Annotated in this window: 23 protein-coding genes, 4 tRNA genes and 1 pseudogene; 22 read left to right on the forward strand and 6 right to left on the reverse strand. The window is 66.2% G+C overall.

Annotation, left to right across the window (positions count from 1 at the left end; all coding sequences use genetic code 11):
• Nucleotides 1-151 precede the first annotated feature (151 nt).
• From ACOGXA_RS00995 to ACOGXA_RS01005, 3 genes are all read left to right on the forward strand, one after another.
• On the forward strand, nt 152-457 hold the full coding sequence (locus ACOGXA_RS00995) for a hypothetical protein (RefSeq protein ID WP_419925435.1): 306 nt from the start codon (nt 152-154) through the stop codon (nt 455-457).
• A gap of 6 nt (nt 458-463) precedes the next feature.
• Nucleotides 464-808, forward strand: coding sequence for a type II toxin-antitoxin system RelE family toxin (locus ACOGXA_RS01000; RefSeq protein WP_419925436.1), 345 nt, complete (start codon nt 464-466; stop codon nt 806-808).
• Nucleotides 809-1,838: 1,030 nt separating this feature from the next.
• Complete coding sequence (locus ACOGXA_RS01005; RefSeq protein WP_419925437.1) at nt 1,839-2,279, forward strand: hypothetical protein; 441 nt, start codon at nt 1,839-1,841, stop codon at nt 2,277-2,279.
• Here ACOGXA_RS01005 and ACOGXA_RS01010 read toward each other — a convergent pair.
• From ACOGXA_RS01010 to ACOGXA_RS01030, 5 genes and pseudogenes are all read right to left on the reverse strand, one after another.
• Nucleotides 2,203-2,928, reverse strand: a complete 726-nt coding sequence (locus ACOGXA_RS01010) for a tyrosine-type recombinase/integrase (RefSeq protein ID WP_419927022.1) — start codon at nt 2,926-2,928, stop codon at nt 2,203-2,205. The genes ACOGXA_RS01005 and ACOGXA_RS01010 overlap by 77 nt on opposite strands.
• 3 nt (nt 2,929-2,931) lie before the next feature.
• Nucleotides 2,932-3,360: pseudogene (locus tag ACOGXA_RS01015) on the reverse strand (tyrosine-type recombinase/integrase); the annotation flags it as partial.
• 236 nt (nt 3,361-3,596) lie between these two features.
• Nucleotides 3,597-3,669, reverse strand: a tRNA-Lys gene (locus tag ACOGXA_RS01020).
• A gap of 7 nt (nt 3,670-3,676) precedes the next feature.
• A tRNA-His gene (locus ACOGXA_RS01025) sits at nt 3,677-3,751 on the reverse strand.
• A gap of 200 nt (nt 3,752-3,951) precedes the next feature.
• Complete coding sequence (locus ACOGXA_RS01030) at nt 3,952-4,128, reverse strand: hypothetical protein (protein WP_419925438.1); 177 nt, start codon at nt 4,126-4,128, stop codon at nt 3,952-3,954.
• Between the two features lie 367 nt (nt 4,129-4,495).
• Between ACOGXA_RS01030 and ACOGXA_RS01035 the strand changes: the two genes are divergently transcribed.
• Both ACOGXA_RS01035 and ACOGXA_RS01040 read left to right on the forward strand, forming a co-directional pair.
• Nucleotides 4,496-4,570: transfer RNA gene (locus ACOGXA_RS01035), tRNA-Arg, on the forward strand.
• Nucleotides 4,571-4,667: 97 nt separating this feature from the next.
• Nucleotides 4,668-6,122 (forward strand): MBOAT family O-acyltransferase, encoded by a 1,455-nt coding sequence (locus ACOGXA_RS01040; protein ID WP_419925439.1) that lies wholly within the window; start codon nt 4,668-4,670, stop codon nt 6,120-6,122.
• A 28-nt stretch (nt 6,123-6,150) separates the two neighbouring features.
• Here the strand turns inward: ACOGXA_RS01040 and ACOGXA_RS01045 are convergent.
• Nucleotides 6,151-6,221 (reverse strand) — tRNA-Gly (locus tag ACOGXA_RS01045).
• A gap of 86 nt (nt 6,222-6,307) precedes the next feature.
• Here ACOGXA_RS01045 and tig point away from each other — a divergent pair.
• The 17 genes from tig to proB all read left to right on the forward strand — a co-directional run bounded on the left by tig (nt 6,308) and on the right by proB (nt 24,804).
• The gene (gene tig, locus ACOGXA_RS01050; protein WP_419925440.1) at nt 6,308-7,675 is read left to right on the forward strand and encodes a trigger factor; all 1,368 of its coding nucleotides are present in this window, start codon (nt 6,308-6,310) and stop codon (nt 7,673-7,675) included.
• Nucleotides 7,672-8,304 carry an ATP-dependent Clp protease proteolytic subunit gene (locus ACOGXA_RS01055; RefSeq protein ID WP_419925441.1) on the forward strand — a complete coding sequence of 211 codons (633 nt, stop codon included), beginning with the start codon at nt 7,672-7,674 and terminating at the stop codon, nt 8,302-8,304. Before tig ends, ACOGXA_RS01055 begins: the two co-directional genes overlap by 4 nt.
• Nucleotides 8,305-8,377: 73 nt before the next feature.
• Entirely contained in the window at nt 8,378-9,649 is a 1,272-nt protein-coding gene (gene clpX, locus ACOGXA_RS01060; RefSeq protein ID WP_419925442.1) for an ATP-dependent Clp protease ATP-binding subunit ClpX, read from the forward strand.
• Between the two features lie 38 nt (nt 9,650-9,687).
• The gene (locus tag ACOGXA_RS01065) at nt 9,688-11,022 is read left to right on the forward strand and encodes a bifunctional folylpolyglutamate synthase/dihydrofolate synthase (protein ID WP_419925443.1); all 1,335 of its coding nucleotides are present in this window, start codon (nt 9,688-9,690) and stop codon (nt 11,020-11,022) included.
• Between the two features lie 48 nt (nt 11,023-11,070).
• A complete protein-coding gene (gene ndk / locus ACOGXA_RS01070; RefSeq protein ID WP_419925444.1) occupies nt 11,071-11,478 on the forward strand; it encodes a nucleoside-diphosphate kinase in 408 nt (135 codons plus the stop codon).
• Nucleotides 11,479-11,594: 116 nt separating this feature from the next.
• Entirely contained in the window at nt 11,595-12,638 is a 1,044-nt protein-coding gene (locus tag ACOGXA_RS01075) for a rod shape-determining protein (protein ID WP_419925445.1), read from the forward strand.
• A 17-nt stretch (nt 12,639-12,655) separates the two neighbouring features.
• Entirely contained in the window at nt 12,656-13,504 is an 849-nt protein-coding gene (gene mreC / locus ACOGXA_RS01080) for a rod shape-determining protein MreC (protein ID WP_419925446.1), read from the forward strand.
• 70 nt (nt 13,505-13,574) lie between these two features.
• On the forward strand, nt 13,575-14,072 hold the full coding sequence (mreD, locus tag ACOGXA_RS01085; RefSeq protein ID WP_419925447.1) for a rod shape-determining protein MreD: 498 nt from the start codon (nt 13,575-13,577) through the stop codon (nt 14,070-14,072).
• Entirely contained in the window at nt 14,069-16,141 is a 2,073-nt protein-coding gene (mrdA, locus tag ACOGXA_RS01090) for a penicillin-binding protein 2 (protein ID WP_419925448.1), read from the forward strand. The genes mreD and mrdA overlap by 4 nt, the downstream gene beginning before the upstream one ends.
• Nucleotides 16,141-17,295, forward strand: coding sequence for a rod shape-determining protein RodA (gene rodA / locus ACOGXA_RS01095; RefSeq protein WP_419925449.1), 1,155 nt, complete (start codon nt 16,141-16,143; stop codon nt 17,293-17,295). Before mrdA ends, rodA begins: the two co-directional genes overlap by 1 nt.
• 81 nt (nt 17,296-17,376) lie before the next feature.
• A complete protein-coding gene (locus ACOGXA_RS01100) occupies nt 17,377-19,326 on the forward strand; it encodes a TIGR03960 family B12-binding radical SAM protein (RefSeq protein ID WP_419925450.1) in 1,950 nt (649 codons plus the stop codon).
• On the forward strand, nt 19,323-20,054 hold the full coding sequence (locus tag ACOGXA_RS01105) for a TIGR03936 family radical SAM-associated protein (RefSeq protein WP_419925451.1): 732 nt from the start codon (nt 19,323-19,325) through the stop codon (nt 20,052-20,054). The genes ACOGXA_RS01100 and ACOGXA_RS01105 overlap by 4 nt, the downstream gene beginning before the upstream one ends.
• A 56-nt stretch (nt 20,055-20,110) precedes the next feature.
• Nucleotides 20,111-21,826 (forward strand): Rne/Rng family ribonuclease, encoded by a 1,716-nt coding sequence (locus tag ACOGXA_RS01110; protein WP_419925452.1) that lies wholly within the window; start codon nt 20,111-20,113, stop codon nt 21,824-21,826.
• The gene (gene rplU, locus ACOGXA_RS01115; RefSeq protein ID WP_419925453.1) at nt 21,816-22,142 is read left to right on the forward strand and encodes a 50S ribosomal protein L21; all 327 of its coding nucleotides are present in this window, start codon (nt 21,816-21,818) and stop codon (nt 22,140-22,142) included. The genes ACOGXA_RS01110 and rplU overlap by 11 nt, the downstream gene beginning before the upstream one ends.
• An 11-nt stretch (nt 22,143-22,153) precedes the next feature.
• Nucleotides 22,154-22,405, forward strand: a complete 252-nt coding sequence (rpmA, locus tag ACOGXA_RS01120) for a 50S ribosomal protein L27 (protein ID WP_419925454.1) — start codon at nt 22,154-22,156, stop codon at nt 22,403-22,405.
• Between the two features lie 18 nt (nt 22,406-22,423).
• Nucleotides 22,424-23,710, forward strand: coding sequence for a GTPase ObgE (gene obgE / locus ACOGXA_RS01125; RefSeq protein ID WP_419925455.1), 1,287 nt, complete (start codon nt 22,424-22,426; stop codon nt 23,708-23,710).
• The gene (proB, locus tag ACOGXA_RS01130) at nt 23,707-24,804 is read left to right on the forward strand and encodes a glutamate 5-kinase (protein ID WP_419925456.1); all 1,098 of its coding nucleotides are present in this window, start codon (nt 23,707-23,709) and stop codon (nt 24,802-24,804) included. The genes obgE and proB overlap by 4 nt, the downstream gene beginning before the upstream one ends.
• Nucleotides 24,805-24,818 lie beyond the last annotated feature (14 nt).

The following is a 24,818-nucleotide window of genomic DNA, read 5'->3' on the forward strand; positions in this document are numbered from 1 at the left end:
CCGGCTCGGGTTTCAGGGGGCGGTCAGGCAGTCGGTGTCGTTGCGCACCTGGTCGAAGCGGGGCCGGTTTGAGGCCGGTGTGGTGTGGTCTGACATTGTTGGTTGGTGCGGGTAGGGTGTTTGCACCGCGAACCGCGCATGGAGGCTGGCAATGGGCACAAAGCACGCCCGAAAAGGAGCTGCGGCGTTCCGCTCCCAGACCGAGGAGTTCATCGAGTCGATGGACGGGCTGCGCTGGCTGGCCCACCTCGACGAGGACGACATTGACGCCATGCTCAACGAGGTGGGCGAAGCGCTCGCCGCCCACACCGGCGCTGAGTGCCGAGCGCAGTTGGCCTATGTGCTGTGGGACTGGAAGGCGACCGCCGAGGCCCAGGCCGATCCCGAGTTGCGCCGCCGCCTGAGCGAGCCCATTGCCGCGGTGTCGGGAGAGCCCGTTCCCATTCCCGCCGCCTGAGCGCGGATGGCAAAGCGCAAAGACCGGGTGGCCCCGCCCCCGGAGAAGGGCGGATGGGACATCCGCTTCGCCAGCAACCAGGCCGCCCGCGAGTGGGACGAGCTGTGCAACACCGCTTCGGCCAACACCCGGCGGGCGTGGAACGACATCACCCGCGACCCCCGCCGCCACAGCAGCCGCCAGGCCAGGCTCAGAAAAGAGTTCGGCGCCAAGCAACTGGAGGGCAAGGTGCTGGAGCAATGGCAGCACGAGGTCACCGCCGGCGGTCGCATCTGGTACTGCCCCGACGACGACACCAAAACAGTGTGGGTGACCGCCGTCTACATCGGCCACCCCAAATCAACCGAGTAGCGGCCTGAACCACGCCGGGTTTGGTGGAGGCTGTTTTTGTTGGGTCACGGCCGGGGTGGCTGTGACGTTGTGATAGTAGGCGGTTTCGTGGTCGGCGGGGGTGGTGTACGCGTATCGGCCTTCGAGGAGTTGGCCGTGGAGTCGCCGGTGGTTGTACCAGTCGATGTATTCGAGGGTGGCGAACTCGACGTCGCAACCTCCAGCCAGCCCGCGACCGACAGCGCTCCGAACGACCCCCCAGATGCCCCTACCTCGTAACACGCAACTCAGACGGCAGAGCCATGAGCTCCACCGGCTGCCTCTCACCCGCCGCCCGGGCAAGACACTTCCCCAACGGAGACCCCACCCGGAACTGGGAACCCGCCGACCCGTGGGCTGAATAGGAACGAAACTCAGAAATGCTGATGACGACACACCGTCAAGTTGGATCCCCGGGCAATAGCTGCCCAACCAGCCGACTAGGATTTCAGTAACCAATGAGGAAGGCGGCTAAGTGGCTGTAGAGCTGCTCAAGACGACGGAAGCGAAGAGGAAAACCGAGAGGCTACTCAAGCTGAGCTGGGCGGTACGCCCAATGCTCATCTTTGTCCTAGCTACGCCATCGCCTTTGAGATGGGTGATCTTCGCCCTAGTGCTGTCGGCCTGGGCTTCGATAGAGGTCTGGTACCGATCTATTGTGAGAAAGGATGACGTTCAAGCCGCCATTCCCACACAACCTCCGCACGCGCCACCGCCCAAATAGGCCGAGCTATCTCAGAGCCGCCGCCCCCGCAACCAGCCCATCCCACCCCCCTACTTCCCGCCCCTCCAACCCGACACCCCCGCCCAACCCGACCCCGACCCCGACCCCTCAGAGCCGCCCGCGCCGGCCCAGCCCGCCGCAGACCACCCGGGCGGAACCCCACAGCCCGAACACCGCGCCGAAACCCTCGCCCAACCCCCCGCAACCCGCGAAGAGCTGCTCGCCCGAGCCGACGGCATCAAAGCCCGCTGCGCGAAAGTGTTCAACCTCTACTCTGCCAACAAGCCCATGCGCAAAGCCCGCGAGTCGCTGCTCGCCGTGCTCGTCGCCGCCGGCGCCAACCGGGCCAAGACCGACGAGGTGGCCGGCATCCTCCGCTCCACCCAAGAGAACGTCCGCAGCCTCATGAGACGAGCCGAAAAAGACGGCTGGGTCATACGCGAGAGCCCCGCCGACTGGGCCCTCGCCCCACAAGTCAGAACCGACATCGCCCTTCTCGTCGACGCCGTAGACCAAAACGACGAACAAACCGCCGAAGCCATCGCCGCCACCATCGGACCACCCCTGCCCACCGTCACCGACGAATGGCTCGACCAGCTCATCGCCGACCCCACCCCCCGAAAGGAACTACGCCTCGCCGCCGCGGAAATCCTCACCGCCGCCGCCGAGCAATGGCCCCAAAACCCCGCCTGGCTCGCCGCCACCGACCGCCTCTACGGCGATGACTGAACACCGCGGCAGGCGGGCACGCCCTCGCCAATGGGAGTTCCAAGAACTGCGCCCGCTGGTCCATGAGCTTGCGGCGCTTGGCGAAGGCGTCGCCGCGGATGTACGACTGCTGCACCGCATCGCCCAGGGTATGGGCCAACGCGGCCTCGCACACCGCCCAGGGCGTGTCTGTCTCCTCTAGCGCCCAGGTTCTGAACGACGCCCGGAAGCCGCGAACGGTGGCCCGGTCGGCGAGCCCGACATCGCGAAGGATCTTGATAAGTGTCACGTCCGACAGCGGCCTGCCCGGCTTGAGCGGCGACGGGAAGATCAAATCGGAGCCGTCGTGGTAGTCCTTGGCCTGATCCAGCACGTCGAGGGCTGCGTCGCTATGCGGCACCCGGTGCTCAGAAGCGGCCTTCATCCGCTCTGCCGGTATCTTCCACTCGCGGGCTCCGAAGTCGACCTCATCCCATACCGCGTTGCGGGCCTCTCCGGAGCGGGCTGCGGTCAAAACGACGAACCGCGAACACAGCTTGGTGGACTGCGACGCTCCGGACTGATCCACCACCGCGAGCGCGTCTGCCACCTCGGTGTAGGGCAAGGATCGGAAATGGGACTGAACCCGCGGCATCGGAGGCAGAGCCCCATCGATCACCTCTCCGGCCATATTGAATTGCACATAGCCATGAGCCTGGCACCAGCGCAGCACCGTGCGGATCCTCTGGCGGACTTTGCGAGCCGCCTCGGGGCGAGTAGTCCAGATCGGCTCCAGACATTCCAGCACATCCGACTGGGTGATGCGGTCCACGGCTATGTCTCCAATCACCGGGAACACATGGTTCTCCAGCGACGCCCACCAGCGGGCGGCGTGTGCCTCGCTTTTCCACCGCGGCCTGTTCGCGCCATATACCGGTTTGGCTGCCTCACGGAAAGTCGGCACATCCGCTCGGCGCTTTTCTGAGAGGGGATCGCGTCCGACAGCCACGGCTGCTCGATGCTCAAGAGCCTTCTTGCGGGCGTCGGCAAGGCTCACGTTGGGCCAGCCGCCCAAACCGATCTCCCGGCGGCGACCGTCAACGGTCAGCCGCGGAACCCAACATCTCGACCCGGATTCCTACACTCGCAGGAACAATCCCTGCCCTTCTTGGTGCTTTCCCGGCCCGGATGCATTCACTTTGGCGGCGGCGAGGAGCGGAATTATATCCCCCATTTATTGGGGATAACACGGTAATGACTGGGAACAGCATACCGCTGCGAAGCGGCAAAAAGAGCCGGTACGCTGGGGGTTTGTGGAGGATTTGGGAACTTCGGACAACTGTGCGGAGGTCCCGTTAGTACCCCCCCTGGGATTCGAACCCAGAACCTGCGGATTAAGAGTCCGTTGCTCTGCCAGTTGAGCTAGAGGGGCATGTGAGGCGGACCGAGGGGATTTGAACCCCCGACCTCCGGGACCACAACCCGGCGCTCTAACCTAACTGAGCTACGGCCCGCATGGCCCGGTCAGTCTAGGGCCAGTTCACCGGGACCGGGAAACTGTTTGCCTTCCCGGCCGATGGGCAGAGTCAGCCCAGCCAGGCGATGATGGCCTCGGCCAGCGCGGGGCCCTGGTCTTCTTGGATGAAGTGGCTGGCTCCGGCCATGTAGCGCTCTTCGGGGAACGGCGCCCGGTAGGCCTCCTGTGCAGATTCGGTCAGCTCGGTGGCGGTGGCGTTGTCAACCAGCCGTCCGGCTCCACCACCACATGCCCCATCCGCAACCCATCCACCTTGACATAGCGCGGCTCATACGGATAGTCGCCTATCCCGCCAAACTGCTCCCCCGGAGTGCGCACAAACGCCACTCCGCCTGAAGTGGCGAGTACATCCATACCGCCGACGTTACTGGGAACGGCCTTGTTGCCTGGCACTTGCGTCTTTGTCTTCCGACAAGCGGTACTTGGCTGGTTACCGGTTCGCTCCTGGCGATACAACGCGCACACCGTTGTGTGCCGCGGCCTCGGCCAGTCGCGTGTCGTAGGTGACGATGCCTTCCAGGTCATGGCCTAGATCAAGGGCTGCGGCGAGGTGAATGGCGTTCGAGGAACGTAACGTGGGTGGGTCCAGCAGGCCTGCCTGTTCGAAGACGCGCTCCCCCAACCTCATCAGCAGCGTTGCAGCTACCCGCCATTTCAAACCCGCTGCCGACCTGACCCCAGTGGGCAATACACTCGAAACGACCGGCCAATGCGCCGACCCGCCCCTGTAGCTCAGTCCGGACAGAGCAGTTGACTTCTAATCATCAGGTCGCAGGTTCGAATCCTGCCGGGGGCGCTGTGTGATGTCGCGGGACATCGGAAAGGTGTGAACCTGCGCGGGGGCGGGGGCGCTTTGTGATGGGGATTATGCGGGGCGGGTAGGGTCGGCGGCGGTGCTTTTTCCCACCTTCACCTTTGCGGTGTTCTTTGCCGTGGTGCTGCCGGTGGCGTGGGGGCTGAGGCGGTGGCCAGTGCCGTGGAAGTTGTTCTTGCTGGGCGCCTCCTACTGGTTCTACGCCGCCTGGGATGCCCGCTTCGTGCTGCTTTTGGTGGCCATGACCTTGGGGAACGCGGCGGCTGTGGCGATCAACGTGAGAGCGGCCGCCGATCGGGTTCGCAAGGTCGCGCTGGCCGGCGGGGTAGCGCTGAGCCTCGGTGTTCTGGCCTTTTTCAAGTACTACGACTTCTTCACCGACAGCCTCGACCGCAATCTGGGAGTCTCCAGCCCGGCGCTCGACATCGTGCTGCCCGTGGGAGTGTCGTTCTTCACGTTCCAGGCCATCAGCTATGTGGTGGATGTGCACCGGGGGCGCACCGAAGAGGCCGGCCTGCTCGACTTCGCGGTGTATTTGTCGTTCTTTCCCCAGTTGGTGGCCGGCCCCATAGTGCGGGCTACCGAGTTCTTGCCCCAGCTGCGCTCAGAGGCCCGCCCCGACCGGGCAGAGGTGGCCCATGCCGTCAAACTCATTGGCCGGGGCATGTTCAAGAAGGTGGTGATTGCCGACTTCCTGGCACGAGCGGTGGTGGAAGATGCCTTCGAGTCGCCCGGAGAGCATGGCGCGCTGGACATACTCGCCGGGATCTACGGCTACGCGGTGCAGATCTACGCCGACTTCTCCGGCTATACCGACATGGCCATAGGCGTGGCCCTGCTGATGGGGTTCCGCTTCCCCCAGAACTTCGACTTGCCCTATAAGGCCGATTCCATCCAGGACTTCTGGCGGCGGTGGCACATGACGCTGTCGCGTTGGCTGCGGGACTACCTCTACATCCCCCTGGGAGGCAACCGCCGGGGGCGCCTGGCCACCTACCGGAATCTGCTCGCCACCATGGCTCTGGGCGGTCTGTGGCACGGCGCAGCCGGGGCGTTCGTTCTCTGGGGCGTCTACCACGGTGCCGGCCTGGCCTTGGAGCGCTGGCGGGGCGAGGCCGCAAAGCGCCGCCCGCCGCGAGAAGTGAGCCTGAAGGGCTGGCGCTGGGGGTGGGGCTGGCACTGGGCGCCATCCGACACCGCCCGGCTATGGATGCGGCGTTTCTGGGTCTTCCATTTCGTGTGCCTGGGCTGGGTGCTGTTCAACAGCGAGACGCTGGACCGCGCCGGCGATGTGCTGGGCCGGCTGTTCACCGGCTGGGGCGCCGGCCCAGAGCTGTTGAACCCTCTGGTGGCCTTGGCCATCGCCGCCGCCCTTGTTGCCCAGTTCTTCCCGCGAGCCTGGGCCCAGAAGGGGGCGGGGGTACTGGCCAAGGCCCCGATCGGCGTGACCGCGGTGGCTTTCTCAGTGTGGATCATGATCGTTGTAGCCCTCGGCCCCGAGGGGGTGGCCGACTACATCTACTTCCAATTCTGATGCTGCTGAGCAGAAGCAATTCGACGAGAGCGGGTGACGAGAATCGAACTCGCGTCATCAGCTTGGAAGGCTGGGGTTCTACCACTGAACTACACCCGCGTGGCTGGCTTGGAATGATAACGGCACTCTGCGGCCATCGGCTACGACACGAGGATTCAGGGGGTCGCCGGTAAACTGCCCCATCTGTGAGGAGCACCGTCGAGGCTTTGGAGGGCAACCGGGTCAAGGTGTCGGTGGACATCGAGGCTGAGGAATTCGAGGAGAAGCTCGACGAGGCTTTCCGCAAGCTCGCCCGAGAGGTCCGCCTGCCCGGATTCCGCCCCGGAAAAGCCCCTCGCCGAGTGCTGGAAGCCCGGCTGGGCCCCCAGGCGGCTCGGGGAGAGGCCCTCAGCGACGCGGTGCCCGAGTACTACACCCAGGCCCTGCGCGACCACGATGTGGACGTCATCTCGGTGCCGGAGATCGACATCACCAGCGGAGCCGAAGAGGGCCCGGTCAGCTTTGACGCGGTGGTGGAGATCCGCCCCCTGGTCACCATCGCCGGCTACGACCAGCTCAAAGCCGAGGTGCCCAATCCCGAGCCCACCGAAGAGGAGATCAGCCAGCAGGTGGACCAGCTCCGCAAGCAGTTCGGCGACCTGGCCCCCGTCTCCCGGGCGGCCATCGACGGTGACAGCGTGACCATGGACATCTACGGGACTTACAACGGCGAGGAAGTCGAAGGCCTCACCGTAGACGGCTACGCCTACGAGGTGGGCCAAGGGGCAGTGGTGCCAGAGATCGACGAGCAGCTCCGGGGATCCAAGGCCGGCGACATCTTGGAGTTCAACGCCGAGCACCCCGACGAAGACGAGGACGGGCTCTTGCGGTTCCGCATCCTGGTCAAGGAGGTGCAGGAGACGGTTCTGCCCGATTTCGACGACGAGTTCGCCCAAGAGGCCTCTGAGTTCGACACCGCGGAGGAGCTGCGGGCCGACATCTCCGGGAACATCGCCCGAACCAAGCGGGCCAACGCCTCGGCCCTGCTGGCCGGCCAAGTGGGTGAACAACTCGCCGGGTTGGTGATCGACGACATTCCCGAGGCGTTGGTGGACGCCGAGGTGCAGCACCGCATCCGTACCCTCCAGTTGCGACTGGGCAGCCAAGGCGTCGAGATCGGCGACTATCTCGAGGTCATCGGCCAGACCGCCGAGGAGCTGGCCGGGGCGCTTCGGGAACCGGCCCTCCAGGAGGCGAAGACCGACCTGGCCCTGCGGGCGGTGGCCGCCGCGGAGTCCATCGAGGCCACCGACCAGGACGTCGACCTTGAGCTGGCCACGCTGGCCGCCCAGGTGGGCCAGACCGTGGAGGAGGTCAAGTCGTCGGTGTTCGCCGGCGAGGAAAGCAGCCTCAAGGCGATACGATTGGACGCACAGATGCGAAAGGCCCGGGAATGGGTCTTGGACCGGGTCGAGATTACCGATAGCGCCGGAAACCCCGTCGAACGGTCTAGCCTTGACCCCGACGACGACACCGGACTTCCCCCCCCCTCCATCGAGAGCCAAGCAACATGAACCCTCAGAACTACATGGTTCCCGTCGTGGTCGAGCAGACCAACCGGGGCGAGCGGTCGTTCGACCTCTATTCCCGGCTGCTCAAAGAGAACATCATCTTTTTGGGCACTCCCATCGACGACACGGTGGCCAACCTCATCTGCGCCCAACTGCTGCACTTGGAGTCGGAGAACCCCGACAAAGACATCAACCTCTACATCAACAGCCCGGGCGGCGACATCAATGCCATGTTCGCCATCTACGACACTATGCAGTACCTGAAGCCCGACATCACCACCATCTGCTTCGGGCAGGCGGCCTCGGCCGCCGCAGTCCTCTTGGCCGCGGGTGCCCCCGGCAAGCGCTTGGCGCTGCCCCACTCCAGGATGCTGATTCACCAGCCCTATGCCGGGGCATCCGGACAGGTGTCCGACATTGAGATCGCCTCGCGGGAGATCCAGCGGCTCAAAGACCAGCTTGAACAGCTTCTGGTCCGCCACACCGGCCAAGATCTCGACAAGGTCAAGCAGGACACCGATCGCGATTACGTGATGACCGCTGAGGACGCCAAAGAGTACGGGCTCATCGACGAGGTCATCTCGTCACGTGATGCCGCCGACAACGCCGGACCGATCACGGCCATCCGGTAGAGGGGGTCTGGACAGATGGCCAAGCGCGACATGCCTGCTTGCGAACGCCGACTGAGCCGGGGGAGCAGAGGCCATGGCTAAATTCGGCGAGGGCGGCGAGCTGCTCAAATGCAGCTTCTGCGGGAAAACCCAGAAGCAGGTCAAGAAGATGATCGCCGGTCCCGGCGTCTACATCTGCGACGAGTGCATCGACCTGTGCAACGAGATCATCGAGGAGGAGCTGGCCGAAGGCGCCGACGTCGGGTTCAAGGAACTGCCCAAGCCCCAGGACATCTACACCTTTTTGAACGACTACATCATCGGCCAAGAGCACGCCAAGCGGATTCTGTCGGTGGCGGTGTACAACCACTACAAGCGGGTTCAGATGGGCGCGTCCGACCCCGAGGTGGAGCTGTCCAAGTCGAACATACTGCTGCTCGGGCCCACCGGCTGCGGCAAGACGCTGATGGCCCAGACCCTGGCTCGAATGCTCAACGTGCCCTTCGCCATCGCGGACGCCACCGCGCTGACCGAGGCCGGCTATGTGGGCGAGGATGTGGAGAACATCCTCCTCAAGCTCATCCAAGCCGCCGACTACGACATCAAGAAGGCGGAGACCGGCATAATCTACATCGACGAGATTGACAAGATCTCCCGCAAGAGCGAGAACCCGTCGATCACCCGGGACGTGTCCGGCGAGGGCGTGCAGCAGGCCCTGCTGAAGATCTTGGAGGGCACTACCGCGTCGGTGCCGCCCCAGGGCGGGCGCAAGCACCCCCATCAGGAGTTCATCCAGATCGACACCACCAACGTGCTGTTCATCGTGGGCGGCGCCTTCGCCGGGTTGGAGCAGATCATCGAGCACCGGGTGGGCAACGTGGGAGTCGGCTTCGGCGCGGACATCCGCTCCGATGTGGAGAGGGACCACGGGGAGCTGTTCACCCAGGTTCAACCCGAGGACCTGATCAAGTTCGGCCTCATCCCCGAATTCATCGGCCGCCTGCCGGTGGTCGGCGTGGTGTCCCACCTAGAGCGGGACATGCTGGTGCGGATCCTGGTTGAGCCCAAGAACGCCCTGGTCAAGCAGTACTGCAAGTTCTTCGAGTTCGAGAACGTGGAACTGGTCTTTAGCGACGAAGCCCTGTCTGAGGTGGCCGAGCTGGCCCTCAGCCGCAATGCCGGGGCCCGGGGCCTGCGGGCCATCTTGGAGGAGGTGCTGCTCGACGTCATGTACGAGCTGCCCAGCCGCGACGACGTAGTTCAGTGCTTGGTCGGCGCCAAGACCGTTCGCGGCGAAGAGGCCCCCCAGATGCTGAGCGCGGCCGAGGTCCGGTCAACCGACCGGTCCCGTCGCCAAGCCAGCTGAGCGCCTGGCGCCCTTCCAGTGACCGGCTGAGCGTCGGCATGGGCAGTCGGGCGTTCTTCCCCTCGTTGGCCGAGGCCCGGGCGTGGCTGGACGGCCACGTCAATCTGGAGGCTACGGCCGGCGACGCCGACGGCCTGTCGCTGGCGCCCATGCGGGGGCTGCTGGCCGCGCTGGGCGACCCCCAGGCCGACTACCCGGCTGTTCACATCTCCGGCACCAACGGCAAGGGCTCGGTGGCCGTGATGACAGCCGCGCTGGCCCAGGCGTGGGGGATGACCGCAGGGGTATACGCCAGCCCTCATGTAGAGCGCATCAACGAGCGCATGGCCGTGGGCGGCGACCCTGTCAGCGATGCCGAGCTGACCGAGCTGTTGGGCCATATGCGGTTGGTGGAGGGTCATCTGGCCGCCGCCCAGGACAGTGGCCCGCCCTCTTGGTTCGAGCTGGTGACTGCGGCCGCCCTGCGCTGGTTCGCCGATGTGGCCGTGGATTTGGCCGTGGTGGAGGTGGGAAAACTGGGCCGCTACGACGCCACCAACCTGGTGAACAGCCGGGTTTCGGTCATCACCAACATCGGCCGCGACCACACCGATGGCCGTCTCGGATGGGAGGCAGTGGTGATGGGGGAGAAGGCGGGCATCCTCCATTCCGGCGCCACCGCCGTGCTGGGGCCGATGGGCGCCGAGTTGGTGGCGATTGCCGCTGAGGAGTCGCCCAGGGAGCTTCTGGTCTCAGGCCGGCACTTCGAACTGGAGGAGAACCGCCCCGCGGTGGGCGGACGGCTGATCACGGTCCGCACCCCCCTGGCCAGCTACGAAGACGTCTACGTCAGCCTGTTCGGCCCCCACCAGGGGCACAACGCCGCGCTGGCCATCACCGCGTTCGAGTCCCTGGTGGGCAAAGACTTGGATGAGCCGGTCCTGGGGGCTTTGGGCGATGTGGCGTTTCCGGCCCGATTCGAGGTGGTGGACCGCCAGCCCCTGGTGGTGGTCGATGGGGCCCACAACCCTGACGGTCTGGCCGCCACTGGCGCCGCCCTGGCCGAGCAGTTCACCGTGTTGGGCGCGGTCACCTGGGTGGTCGGCATGATGCGCGACAAGGATCCCGAGGCCATGCTGGCCGCCATTGACGACTCCGGCGCCCGTTGCGACCGGGTGGTGTGCTGCGCTCCCGGTTGGCCGCGGGCCCTGCCTGCGGCCGATCTGGCGGACGCGGCCCGCAACCGGGGGATCGATGCCGAGGTGGCCGGCGATGTGGCCGAGGCGGTGGAACGGGCCCTGGCGTTGTCGACTGAAAACGACGCGGTGGTTGTCACCGGCTCCCTGTACACCGCCGGCGAGGCTCGCCTTCACCTAGCGCCCCGGGGTCAGTAGGATTTCTGCGGTGTTGAATGACAGGTCTAGATCAGCAGGGTTCTGGCGGTGAATCGAACACTGGTCCTGTGCAAGCCCGATGCGGTGGAGAGGGGCTTGGTGGGGGCCATCTTGTCGCGCTTCGAAGCCCGGGGTCTGCGGATCGCAGCCATGCGCATGCTGACCATCGACGCCGATCTGGCGGCCTGCCACTACGCCGAGCATGTGGACCGCCCGTTCTACCCGGACTTGGCGGCGTTCATCGGCCGCTCCCCGTCGGTCGCCTTGGTGCTCGAGGGCCCCGACGACGTGTACGCCGTCGTCCGCTCCATGATGGGGGCCACCAACCCCCTGGATTCCCCGCCGGGGACGATCCGGGGCGACTACGGCCTGGAGGTAACCGAGAACCTCGTCCACGGCTCCGACAGCAACGGCTCCGCAGAGCGGGAGATCGCGATCTTCTTTCCCGACCTGTGAGATGGGGCACGCCGCTGTGTCCGATGCCTTTTCAGCGTCGCCCTTCTTCCCCGACCTGTGGAATGCGGCTTTTGAACCGGTGTGCGGAATCGGGTCGGCTGCTCTAACCTTGCGGTATGGCGAAGCGGCGGTTCTCTTCCAGCAGCGGACTGTCGGGCCGCGATGTCGCGATCGACCTGGGCACCGCCAACACGCTGGTGTATGTCCGCGGCGAGGGCCTTCTCATCAACGAGCCCTCGGTGGTGGCGGTCACCAGCGATGGCATGCCCTTGGCGGTAGGCACTGAGGCCAAGCGGATGCTGGGTCGCACACCGGCTCATATCCAGGCCATCCGTCCGCTCAAAGACGGGGTGATAGCCAACTTCGACATCTGCGAGAAGATGCTGAGGTATTTCATCCAGCGTGTGTCTCCAGGGCGATTGACCCGGCCCCGCATGGTGATATGCGTACCATCCGGCATCACCCCCGTGGAGCAGCGGGCTGTGCAGGAAGCGGCAGTCTCCGCCGGGGCGAAGAAGCCGGTCTACATCATCGAGGAGCCTATGGCCGCGGCCATAGGCTCCGGCCTTCCCGTGCAGGAGGCCTCGGGCAACATGATCGTGGACATCGGCGGAGGCACAACCGAGGTGGCCATGATCTCGCTGGGCGGAGTGGTCAGCGGACAGTCGATCCGGATGGGCGGTGATCGGATGGACGAGGACATCATCGCCTTCTTCAAGAAGGAGCACAGCCTCACCATCGGCCATCGCACGGCCGAAGAGGTCAAGATGGTGCTGGGGTCGGCGTGGGCGGGCAGCGAGGACCGCTATGCCGAGGTTCGGGGGCAGGACATGGTCACCGGGCTGCCCAAGACGGTGGTCACTTCCACCTCCGAGATCCGCGAGGCTATCTCCGAGGTGGTTCGGTCGATTGTGGACGCGGTCAAAGTGACGCTGGATGAGACTCCCCCCGAACTGGCCGCCGACATCATGGAGGCGGGCATCGTGCTGGCCGGTGGCGGGGCCCTGTTGCACGGCCTCGTCTCTCGACTCGAGGAAGAGACGGGGATGCCGATTCGCTTGGCGCCCAATCCTCTCCACGCCGTGGCCATTGGCTCGGGCCAGTCGCTGGAGGAGTTTGACGCGCTCGAGGGGCTCCTCTTCTCGTCGTCGTACGACTGATCGCTCGGTTCGGCCCCGTGGCAACGGGCACTCGCACAGGACGGTCGCGAGTCACCCTCATCTTCCTGCTGCTCACCTCAGCGACCCTGCTCACCCTGGACGCCCGCGATTTCGAGCCCCTCCAGCGCACTGAGGAGACCCTCACCGATCTGATCTCACCGCTGCGCTCGGGGGCTGATCGGCTGTTCGGCCCGGTGGGCGACGCCTGGAGCGGCATCACCGAGTATGACGAACTGGAAGCCGAGAATCTCGTGCTGCGCGAGGAGTTGCAAAAGATCGAGGGCCAGCAGATCCTGGACACCGACGCGGCCATTCGCTTGGAGTCTCTGCTCGATGTGCTGGGACTACCCTATGTGCAGGACATCCCCAACGTCGTGGCCGAAGTGGTGACCGCCAACGTGGGCAACTTCGACCGTTATTCGGTTCAGATCAACCGCGGCGCCGCAGACGGGGTGCGCAACGGGATGCCGGTGGTCACCAGGGGCGGGCTCATCGGCCGAATTGACGGCGATCCCGGTCGCCGGCACTCCCGGGTGGCGCTGATCACCGACCCCGGTTTCGAGGTGGGCGTGCTGGTGGTGGGCACCGACGACGTGGCACTGGCCTCGGGCAGCGGCCACGGAGAGCCGCTGATAGTGGGCAAGGGGTTGGAGATCGACACCGAAGTGGCCGTAGGCGACGAGGTCGTGACCAGCGGTGTGGACCGCAGCCGCTATCCCGCCGGCATCCCCATCGGCACCGTCACCGAGATCGACTACGACGAGGCCCGGCTGTTCCAGATACTCACCGTGAACCCCTCGGCCAACACCGACAGCCTGGGCTTCATGACCGTGCTGCTCTACGACCCTCTGGCGGAAGACTCGTGATGCGGCCAATCGCTGTGGCGCGCCATGGGGCAATCCTCGGCGACTCCGTGAGGCAGCAGCCATGACCGCAGTGAGCGCGTACGCGCGAAGCGCCCTGATCCTGGTCACCGCGCTGGTGTTCCATCTGGCGCTGTTCTCCGATCTGCGGGTGCTCGGGGTCGCCCCCGAGGTTCCCCTGGCCATCGCGGTCACCGCCGGCCTCGTCGGCGGCCCTGAGCGGGGGGCGGTCGCCGGGTTCGCCATCGGGCTGGGCATAGATCTGTACCTGCCCACGCTGTTCGGCCTCTCGGCTCTCATCTACGCCGTGTGGGGGTATGCCGTGGGGCTGCTGGAAGAGCGGATCTTCCGCAGCGCCTGGTGGATAAACGTGCTGGTCGCCGCGGTGGCCACCGGCGGCGGGCTGTTGGTGTACGCGGTGCTCGGCGAGCTCTTGGGCCAGGCAAACCTCTACACCGACCGCCTGTACCTGGTCATAGGGGTGGCATCGGCCTACAACCTGGTGCTGAGCCTGCCCCTGCTGGGCCTGTGGCGCTGGTCGTGGCCGAGGGTTCTGGGAGAAGAGCGTTGAGCCCCGAGTCGCTTCGCATAAGGCTCAGCTTTCTGGCCCTGCTGGCCCTGTTGGCCTTCGGTGCGCTGGTGGCCCGACTGTGGTTCCTCCAGGTGTTGAGCTCGGAGGAGTTCGTGGAGCAGGCTGCGGCCAACACTGTCCGAGTGGTCTATGAGCCCGCGCCCCGGGGGCGAATCTTCGACCGCAATGGCAATGTGCTGGTGGACAACCGGGAGTCCTTGATAGTGAGGGTGGACCGGTTCACCTACGACACCGAGTTTGAAGAGGACGGTCAACAGTCACTGGTTCTGCGCCTAGCCACCGAGATCAGCCGGGCTGGCCGCCTCACCAAGGTGTTCGAGATCAACGATGCGCTGGCCGATCCCCGTTACGGCCCGCTCGATTCGGTGCCGGTGGCCGACGATGTCACCGAGAACTTTGAGATCATCCTGGCTGAGCGGGCCGATGAGTTCCCCGGTGTGAGCACCGACCTCCGCAGCGTCCGCACCTACCCCTACGGCGACTTGGCTGCCCACATTCTGGGCTATGTCTCCCTGCTCAGCGAAGAGCAGTACGAGCTGGTGGCCGACGACCCCAAGACCTACCGGAGAAATGACGAGATCGGGCAGACCGGCATAGAGGCATCCTTTGAGTCGGCGCTGAGAGGGGTTCCCGGCCACACCCGGCTCGAAGTGGACAACGTCGGCGATCCGGTGCGGGTGATCGAGCAGGTCGATCCGGTTGCCGGCGCCGACGTCCACCTCACCTTGGACATCGACATCCAGGCGCTGGCCGAACAAGAGCTGCTGGCCGGTCTGGCCGAGGCTCGCCAGCAAGAGCGGGAAGACCCCGAGGCCCTCCCGTTCAATGCGCCCGGCGGCGCCATGGTGGTGCTGGACCCCAACGGAGCGGAAGTGCTGGCGATGGCGTCATTTCCCACGTACTCGCCGAGCGAGTTCGTCAGCGGCTTCTCCGACGAGCGGTGGGCGGAGCTTCAGGACCCGAACAACCACCAGCCGTTGCACAACCGGGCCCTGGCCGGCATTTATCCGCCGGGGTCCACATTCAAACTGTTCACCGCCTACGCCGCGCTGAACAGCGGCGTGATCGGCCCCCGAGGGGTGTTGGACACGCGCACCCTCTTCGAAGACGCCGGAGTCTACGTGGTGCCTTCCTGCGAGGAGGCCTCCATCGCCTCGTGTACCTTCAAGAACGCGCAAGAGGCCATCTATGGGCCGGTCGACCTGGTCCGAGCCATCACCGTGTCGTCCGACGTGTACTTCTACTACCTGGGCGACACCATGGACCGGGCCGACCGCTTCGACCGTGAGGGCATCCAGCGAGCTGCGGTGCTGTTCGGCTTCGGCGCCCAGTCTGGCATCGCCCTGCCCGGCGAGGGGTTGGGCCGGGTGCCCTCCCCGTCGGCGGCAGAGGCCGCGGGAGAGACATGGCGAACCGGCGACTCCATCGTTTTGGCCATCGGCCAGGGCGTGCTGGGCGCCACCCCATTGCAGCTGGCCAACGGCTACGCCGCGTTCGCCAACGGGGGCACGCTCTATGCCCCCAAGATTGTGGACCGGGTTGAGAACCCGGTCACCGGTGAGGTGGTGCAGGCCTTCGCCGACCGGGTGCTCAACCAGGTCTACATGCCCGATGACATCCGGAGGCCGATCCTCCAAGGCCTGCTCGGAGTGGCCGGCGAATTGGACGGCACCGCCTATTTCGCATTCGCCGGATTCCCCCATGAGCAGTGGCCGGTGGCGGGCAAGACCGGCACCGCCGAGGTGGTGGGCAAGGCCGACAACTCGCTGTTCGCCGCCTTCGGCCCCAATCCCGACCCCGAGTATGTTGTTGTGGCGATCATGGAGGAGTCGGGCTTCGGGGCGTCGGTGGCCGCTCCCGCGGTGCGTCGTGTGCTGGAACCCATTGCCACCGACACGGTGCCCGCGGTGCGGACCATCGATGACCTCTCCGACCTGACCGAGCCGGCCGAGGGCGCCGATAACCAGGAGGCCGATCGGGGTGGACCGGCCGAGGGCGCGGAGAACCAACCCGATGGAGTCGAGGCCTCGTCGGAGGGAGGGGCCTGATGGCGGTAATCTCCCTGGAGGAGCGCCGGTCCCGGGAGTTGGACTCCCGGAGCAGCCCGTACGCGCCGTGGCTGCACATAGACGTCCTTCTGATCCTGGCCGCAGCGGGATTGGCCGCCATCGGCGTGGGGGCCATCTACAGCACCACTCGGGGACGTGACTCGGAGAACTTCGACACCTTCTTCTTGGAGCGGCAGTCGCTGTTCGCGGTGGCCGGGGCGCTGTTCATGGTGTTCGCGGCGTGGGTTCCGTACCAGGAGCTGGCGAAGTTCGCGGTGGCCATATACGGCGTGGGCATTCTGGCGCTGATCGTTGTGCTGGGGCCGCTGGGCGAGGAGGTCAACGGCGCTCGATCGTGGTTCCGGTTCGGCGACTTCCAGCTTCAGCCCTCGGAGTTTCAGAAGCTCGCGGTGATCGTCGCGGTGGCCGCGTTCTTGTCCCGCTTCGAAGACCAAATGAGCGCCTCCCGGGTGTCTTTTGCCGTGGGCATCGTCGCATGGCCCGGCCTTTTGGTCCTGCTCCAGCCCGATGTGGGCACGGCCCTGATCTACGTGTTCATCGGGTTCGTGCTGCTGCTGATCGGCGGCATCCGCTTCCGCCAGGTCATCGGCATCGCCCTGGTCGCCACCACGGTGGTGATGCTGATGGTCAACTCCAACATGCTGGAGGAGTACCAGACCAACCGGCTTCGCACCTTCGTGGATCCGGCCAGCGATATCACCGAGGCCGCTTTCCAGCAGCGCCAAGCCCAGATCGCCATCGGCAACGGCGGGATACACGGAACCGGCTACGGCGAGGGCTCCCAGACTCTGAGCGGCTTGGTGCCCCAGCAGCACACCGACTTCATCTTCACCGTGATCGGCGAAGAGTTCGGCTTCGTCGGCGCGGCCACCACCCTGGGCCTCTACGCCCTGCTGCTCTTGCGGATACTCCAAGCTGTCCGCCTGGCCCGAGACCGGTTCGGCGCGCTGCTCTGCTCAGGGGTCTTCGCCATGATCTTGTTCCAGATGTTCGAGGCGGTGGGGATGACCCTGGGCATCACCCCCATCACCGGCATTCCCCTGCCCCTGGTTTCCTACGGCGGCTCTTCGGCCATAGTCACCCTCATCGGCATCGGCCTGGTTCTGAACGTGCGTATGCGCCGGTTCGTTTGAATCCGGGCACAGGGCGGATCAATGAGCCGGCTTGTTTGATCTGGTTCTGCCGTTTCTCCGTCCAAGGGTAGATTGGTGCCGATGTCGCTTTGGCCGGAATTGGAGTTGGTGCTGCCCGAGGTGTCGAAGCCGGCGCGCTACATCGGCGGAGAAGGCGGGATGGTGGAACCGGAGCACCATCGGTCGAAGGCGGCGTGGCTGCTGGCCTATCCCGACACCTACGAGATCGGCCTGCCCAACCAGGGCCTTCAGATCCTCTATGAGATCCTCAACGAGCGGGACGACGCGGTGGCCGAGCGGGCCTACGCCCCCTGGGTGGACATGGAGGCCGAGATGCGGGCCTCGGGCCTGCCGCTGTTCTCGGTGGACACCCACCGGCGGGCGGCGGATTTCGACGTGCTGGCGTTCAATCTGTCGGCCGAGTTGGTCTACACCAATGTGCTCAACTGCATCGACCTGGCCGGGGCGCCGGTGCGGGCCGAGCGCCGGGCCGACGGCGACCTGCTGATCGGCGCCGGCGGGCACTGCACCTACAACCCCGAGCCGCTGGCCGACTTCGTCGACTTCTTCGTGTTGGGCGACGGTGAGGAGGCGGTCACCGAGATCAACGCGGTGATCCGCGACTGGAAGATGGCCGGCAAGAAATCGCGCCAGGCAGTTCTGCGGGAACTGGCCGCCGTGGAGGGCGTGTACGTGCCGTCTCTTTATGAGGTGGCCTATGACGGCCCGGCGCTGGTTTCGATCACGCCCCGGTTCGACGACGTGCCCGCGGTGGTGGAGAAGCGCACGGTGGCCGACCTGGCCGCCTGGCCGTACCCCAAGCGCCAGTTGGTGCCGCTCACCGAGGTGGTCCACGACCGTCTGAACGTGGAAGTGTTCCGGGGCTGCACCCGGGGGTGCCGCTTCTGCCAGGCGGGAATGATCACCCGCCCGGTGCGGGAGCGGCCCGCCGAGCAGGTCCGCACCATGGTGGCCGACGGGCTGGCCCGCTCCGGCTATGACGAGGTGGCGCTGACCTCGCTGTCCACTGCCGATTTCAGCGGGATCGAAGAGGTGGTGTCCGCCACCATGGACTGCGGCGCCGGCGAGGTGTCGGTGTCGCTGCCCAGCCTGCGGGTGGACGCCTTCACCGTGGGGCTGGCCGCCCAGATCCAGCGGGCCCGGCGCACCGGGCTGACCTTCGCCCCCGAAGCCGGGTCGTGGCGGATGCGCCAGGTGATCAACAAGCTCATCGACGAGCGGGACCTCTACGGCGCGGTGGAGTCGGCATTCTCCCAGGGGTGGCGGCGCATGAAGCTCTACTTCCTCACCGGCCTGCCCACCGAGACAGACGCCGACACCCTCGCCATCGGGGAACTGGCCCGCAACTGCGTGGAGCTGGGCCGGGCTCACACCAAGAACCCCTCGGTTACGGTCTCGCTGGGCGGGTTCGTTCCCAAACCGTTCACCCCCTTCCAGTGGTTCGGCCAGAACACGGTGTCTGAGCTCCAGCGCAAGATCTTCTTGCTGCGCGACGACATCAAGCGGAACCGGGGCGTCCAGATGAAGTGGCACGACCCCAAGGCCACCCTGGTGGAGGGCATAGCCAGCCGGGGCGACCGCCGCATCGGCCGGGTCATCGAGGAGGTGTGGCGGCAGGGCGGCACCTTCCAGGAGTGGTCCGAGCACTTCGACTACGACCGCTGGACGCAGGCCATGGCCAAGCACGGGCTGTCGGTGGACTGGTATGTGTACCGCCACCGCGCCGAAGACGAAGCTCTGCCCTGGGATCACCTGTCGGCCGGTCTGCACAAGGACTTCTTGTGGCAGGACTGGCGAGATGCCCTGAACGAGGTGGGCTTGGAGGACTGCCGCTGGACTCCGTGCTACGACTGCGGGGCCTGTACCGGCTACAGCATCGAGCACATTGTGGCCTCAGCCGTTCCGCCGGCCGGGGGCAGCCAGGGCACCGGCCAAATTGCCACCGGGTACCAGCCGCCCGCAGCAGTGGCCGTGCAGCTCTCCGGCGCGGGCTCAAAGGCCTCCTCGTGAATCCTAACCAGGCGCCTCGATCCCGCGTCAGGCTGCGGTACAGCAAAAGCGGTCGAATCCGGTTCACCAGCCATCGGGACACGGCTCGCATCTGGGAGCGCTCGCTGCGGCGCACCGGGCTGCCGGTGGCCCAGACCGAGGGATTCTCGCCCCGGGCCAAACTGCATTTCGGGCTGGCGCTGGCCACCGGGTACGAATCGGACGCCGAGTATCTGGATGTCGACTTCAAGTGCGCCGAGATGGCAGAAGGCGAGGTGCTGGACGCCCTGGTCAACGTGTTGCCCGATGGGATTGCCGCTACCGGGGGGTCGGCGCTGGCGCCGGGGACGATGTCGTTGCAGCAGGCGGTGACAATCTGCGACTGGGACATCGAGTTGCTGGGCGCGTCGCCCGGCGATCTCGCCCGATGGGTGGAACAGGTGCGCGGCGCGGCTACGCTAATGGTCACGCGAGAACGCAAAGGCAAACAGACCACCGACGACTTGGCCCCTCAGGTGCGCGCACTGGAGGTCGGTGAGCCGACGATCCGGGGGGTTCGCCTCTTGGCCACTTTGGGCACCCAGCCTCGGTCGGCTCGACCGTCGGATCTCTTTGCCGCTTCCGAACTGCCGTACCGTCCGGTACTGGTTCGGCGCACTCGTCAATGGATTGAGCAGGATGGCGCCCGCTTGGAGCCACTTGAAGTCGGCGCAGCCCCTTTGCCGCGCACCCTGGTCGGTGCGCAATGAGAGCAGCCCCTGCTCAGCACACCCTGGTCGGTGTGCAATGAGAAAGGACTACACCAATGAGCGACTCAACAGAGCGGACTGCCAAGCGGTCCGCCGGCAGAAACAGGCAGGCTGACTCTTCCCAGCGGTCTGAAGGCGCCAAGAGCGAGACCAGCCCCAAGATCGGGGACTCCCGCCCCGCGACGACATCCTCCGGCAACCGGCCCAAGATCGGGGACTCCCGCCCCGCGCCTTCCGGCGACCGGCCCAAGATCGGCGATTCCCGCCCCGCGCCCAGCGGCAACGGATCGGCTTCCGGCGGGGGCTCGGGTTCGGGGGGCAGCGGATCGGGTGCGGGTCGCAAGCGCCGCCGCCGCCGGGGCGGACGAGGACGAGGGGGCGGGAACCGCCCCGTGCAGCCGGTGGAGCACCAGGTTTCCGACGGCCCGGTGGAGCTGGATGAAAAGACCCTGGAGCGCCGTCGGGGCCGCCGCCGCAAGGGCCGTCCGGTGGGCCGCTACATGATGCTTGTCCAAGTGCGCCCCGAAACCACCCAGATCGCGGTGGTGGAGGGCCGAGCGCTGATCGAGCACTACGTCTCCCGGCCGGCGGACGATGTAAGCGAGATCCACGGCAATATCTACCTGGGCCGGGTTCAGAATGTGCTGCCCGGCATGGAAGCTGCCTTCGTGGACATCGGCACACCCAAGAACGCGGTGCTGTACCGGGGCGATGTGGTGTTCGACCCCGATGATGTGGAGAGCTCTCAGGGGGCGCCCCGCATCGAGAACCTGTTGGAGGCCCGCCAGACCATTTTGTGCCAGGTCACCAAGAACCCCATAGCCCACAAGGGCGCCCGGTTGACCCAGGAGGTGTCGCTGCCGGGCCGGTTCGTGGTGCTGGTGCCCAACTCCAAGACCTACGGCATCTCCAAGCGGCTGCCCGACAAGGAGCGCAAGCGCCTCCGCAAAGTGCTGGACCGGTGCAAGCCCGAAGAGCACGGGATCATCGTCCGCACCGCGGCTGAGAACATCACCGCCAAGGAACTGGAGCGCGATGTGAAGCGGCTGGTCTCCCAGTGGGAGCAGATCGACGCGTTGAGCAAGCGGAGCCAGATCCCGGGGCTGCTCTACCGGGAGCCGGAGATGGCGGTGCGGGTGATTCGGGAGGAGTTCAACCAGGATTTCCGCTCGGTCCACATCGACGATCGCCGGCTCTTCGAGGACGTCAGCGACTATGTGTCCAGCGTGGCGCCTGAGTTGGCCGAGAGGCTCGAGTGCTACGACGCGGAGCGCGAGCATCTGAGCCTGCTGGAGCGCCATCACGTTCACGAGCAGTTCGTCAAGGCCTTGGACAAGAAGGTATGGCTGCCCGGCGGCGGCTCGCTCATCATCGAGAACACCGAGGCCCTGACCGTCATCGACGTGAACACCGGCAAGAACGTGGGCGACTCCAACCTGGAGGAGACCGTGTTCCGCAACAATTTGGAGGCAGCTAAAGAGATCCCCCGTCAGCTCCGGCTGCGCGACATCGGCGGGATCATCGTGATCGACTTCGTGGACATGGAGAAGCGGAACAACCGGGAAGGGGTTATGAAGGTCTTCCGGGAGTCGCTGGCCTGGGACAAGACCCGAACCCAGGTGCTCGACATATCCGATCTGGGATTGGTGGAGATGACCCGCAAGCGCATCGGCGAGGGACTGCTGGAGTCGTGCTCGTCGGTATGCCCGACCTGCGAGGGGCGGGGGTTGGAACTGGACCGCAAACTAGTAAGCGGCGGCCGTGACCGGTAGCCTGAGCGCGGTGTATGCCGTCATCCGCACAGGCGGAAAGCAGTACAAAGTCGAAGAGGGCCAGACCCTCGATGTGGAGCTTTTGGGCGAGCCCGGCGCGGAGGTAGAGCTGACCCCGGTGCTGTTGGTGGACGGCGATTCGGTGACCGCCGCCCCCGCCCAACTCGGCCAGGCCACGGTAACCGCTACCGTGGTGGACTCGGTCAAGGACCGCAAGATCAACGGCTTCACGTACAAGAACAAGAGCAACCAGCGCCGGCGGTGGGGCCACCGCCAGCAAAAGTCCCGCATTCGTATCACCGCCATCAAGGCCTAGAGGAGCGAAAGATGTCCAAGACCAAAGGCGGCGGCTCCACCCGCAACGGCCGCGACTCCAATCCCCAGTACCTTGGGGTCAAGGTGTTCGACGGCACACAGGTGGCCGCGGGGTCGATCATTGTCCGCCAGCGGGGTACCCGCATCCATCCCGGAGCCAACGTGGGGCGCGGCCGCGACGACACGCTGTTCGCCACCGCCGACGGACGGGTCAAGTTCGGCCACCGACGGCGCCGCAAACTCGTCGACGTCATCCCCAACTGACTGTCAGGCTGGGATGCGATGTCCCAGTTCGCCGACGAATGCCAGTTGAATGCGCGAGGCGGTGACGGCGGTGCCGGATGCGTATCGTTTCGCCGCGAGGCCCATGTGGCCAAGGGCGGCCCCGACGGCGGCGACGGTGGCAGCGGCGGTGGCGTCTGGCTGGTGGCCGACCACAATGCAGCCTCGCTGATCGCCTTCAAAGACCACCCCCATCGCCGGGCGGGCAACGGTCGCCACGGCCAGGGCAAGCGCCGCCACGGCGCATCCGGCGATGACACTTTGGTCCGGGTTCCCGTGGGAACCGTTGTCAAAAGCCAAGATGGTGAGGTGCTCACCGACCTTGCCGCCGACGGCGTCCGCTGGCTGGCTGCCGCGGGAGGGCAAGGAGGCATGGGCAATGCCCGGTTCTCCACCCATCAGAACCGGGCGCCGGCGTTTGCCGAGCAGGGCGAGGAGGGCGAGCAGCGCTGGCTGGGGCTGGAGTTGAAGCTGTTGGCCGACGTGGCCCTGGTCGGCTTTCCCAACGCGGGCAAGAGCACGCTGATATCCCGTATCTCCGCAGCCCGCCCCAAGATCGCCGACTATCCCTTCACCACCCTCGAGCCCAACCTGGGTGTGGTTCGCACCGACGACGATTTCGAGATGGTGGTGGCCGACATCCCCGGCCTTATTGCCGGAGCCAGTGAGGGCCGCGGCCTCGGCCATCGCTTCTTGCGCCACACTGAGCGGGCCCGTGCTTTGGTGGTCATGGTCGATTTGGCCTCGGTGGAGGAGATTCCCCCTGTCGAGCAGCAGCGGGTTCTGTTGGAAGAGCTGGGCGCCTATCGACCGGAGCTGCTGGAGCGGCCCCGGATCTTGGTGGCCTCCAAAGCCGATGCCGGCCATCTTGAGCCGCCGCCGGGGGCGCTGTGCATCTCCGGGGTGACCGGCCTCGGCCTGCCCGAGCTGATCAGGGCCATGGCCGGCGCAGTTCGGGCCGCTCGATCCGACCAAGATCGCGGGCTGGACGCGGGAAGCTCCGGCGATGTGGTGGTCCACCGGCCGGCCCCCGCGGGTTTCAGGGTCGAGCGGGCCGATGACGGTGCCTATGTGGTGGTGGGCCGGGCCGCGGAGCGCACTGTGGCACTGTCCGACCTGAGCGCTCCCGGCGCATGGGACTTTGCCCGCCGCCGTCTCCAGAAGCTGGGGGTGGACCGGGCATTGGCCCGAGCTGGGATCAAGTCGGGCGACACCGCCCGGATCGGCGCCTTGGAGTTCGAATACCACGATGACGACGAGTACTTCGGCGAGGAGCCGACATCGTGATCGTCGTCGTGAAGATAGGCACGTCGTCGATTACCGAGGCCGATGGGACCATAAGAGCCGAGGCGGTGGCCAAGCTGAGCAGCGAAGTGGCCGAGGCGGTGTCCGGCGGGCATCAGGCGGTGGTGGTCAGCTCCGGGGCGATCGGGGCCGGACTCCCGGTGCTTGGCTTCGACCATGGCCGCCCCCGAGACTCGGTCACCCTCCAGGCGCTATCCGCGGTGGGCCAGAGCCGGCTGATGGCCATGTACCAGGAGCGCTTTCACAGCTATGGCCTGATCTGCGGGCAAGTGCTGCTGGCCCCCCGGGACTTCCTGGAGCGCTCCCAGTATCTTCACGCCCAGCGCACGCTCAATCGGCTGCTCAAGCTGGGCGTCGTCCCCATCGTGAACGAGAACGACGCGGTGGCCGACGATGCCATCCGCTGGGGGGACAACGACCGCATCGCGGCCTTGGTGGCCCACATGGTGGGCGCCGAGCTGCTGGTGCTCTTGACTGACACCGAGGGGGTCCACACCGCTGATCCCCGCTCCGACGCCGAGGCCCGGATCGTGGAGCGGATAACTGATCTGAGCCTGCTGGAAGAACTGGCCGCCGCCGCCGGGGGAGCGGGCACCGAGCGGGGCAGCGGGGGCATGGCCTCCAAGCTGGCTGCGGCCCGGATCGCCAGCTGGTCGGGGGTTAGGACCGTGATCGCGGCCGCCGATCGCCACCGGGTGGTTGCCGACGCGCTGGCCGGCCAGCCGGGCGTCGGGTCGACGGTGGTCGCCCAGCCCCAGCGGTTGAGCGCCCGCAAGCTGTGGATCGGATTCGCCATGATGCCCTCCGGCACGGTGCGGGTGGATGCCGGCGCCCGCGGGGCGGTGGTGGAGCGGGGCGCCTCGCTGTTGGCCATCGGCATCACCGGCCACGAGGGCGTTTTCCAGCCCGGCGATGCGGTGGATGTGCGGGGACCCGACGATCAGATCTTCGCCCGGGGCCTGGTGGAGGTGTCCTCAGACGACATGGGCGCAGTGGCCGGCTTGCGCTCTGAAGCAATGCCCCCTGGCGCGCCCGACGAGGTTATCCACCGCGATTCGTTGACTGTGCTGCCATAGGGCTGCCACTGCTT

The organism is Candidatus Poriferisocius sp. (assembly GCF_965208475.1).
Taxonomy (GTDB): Bacteria; Actinomycetota; Acidimicrobiia; order Acidimicrobiales; family Bin134; genus Poriferisocius.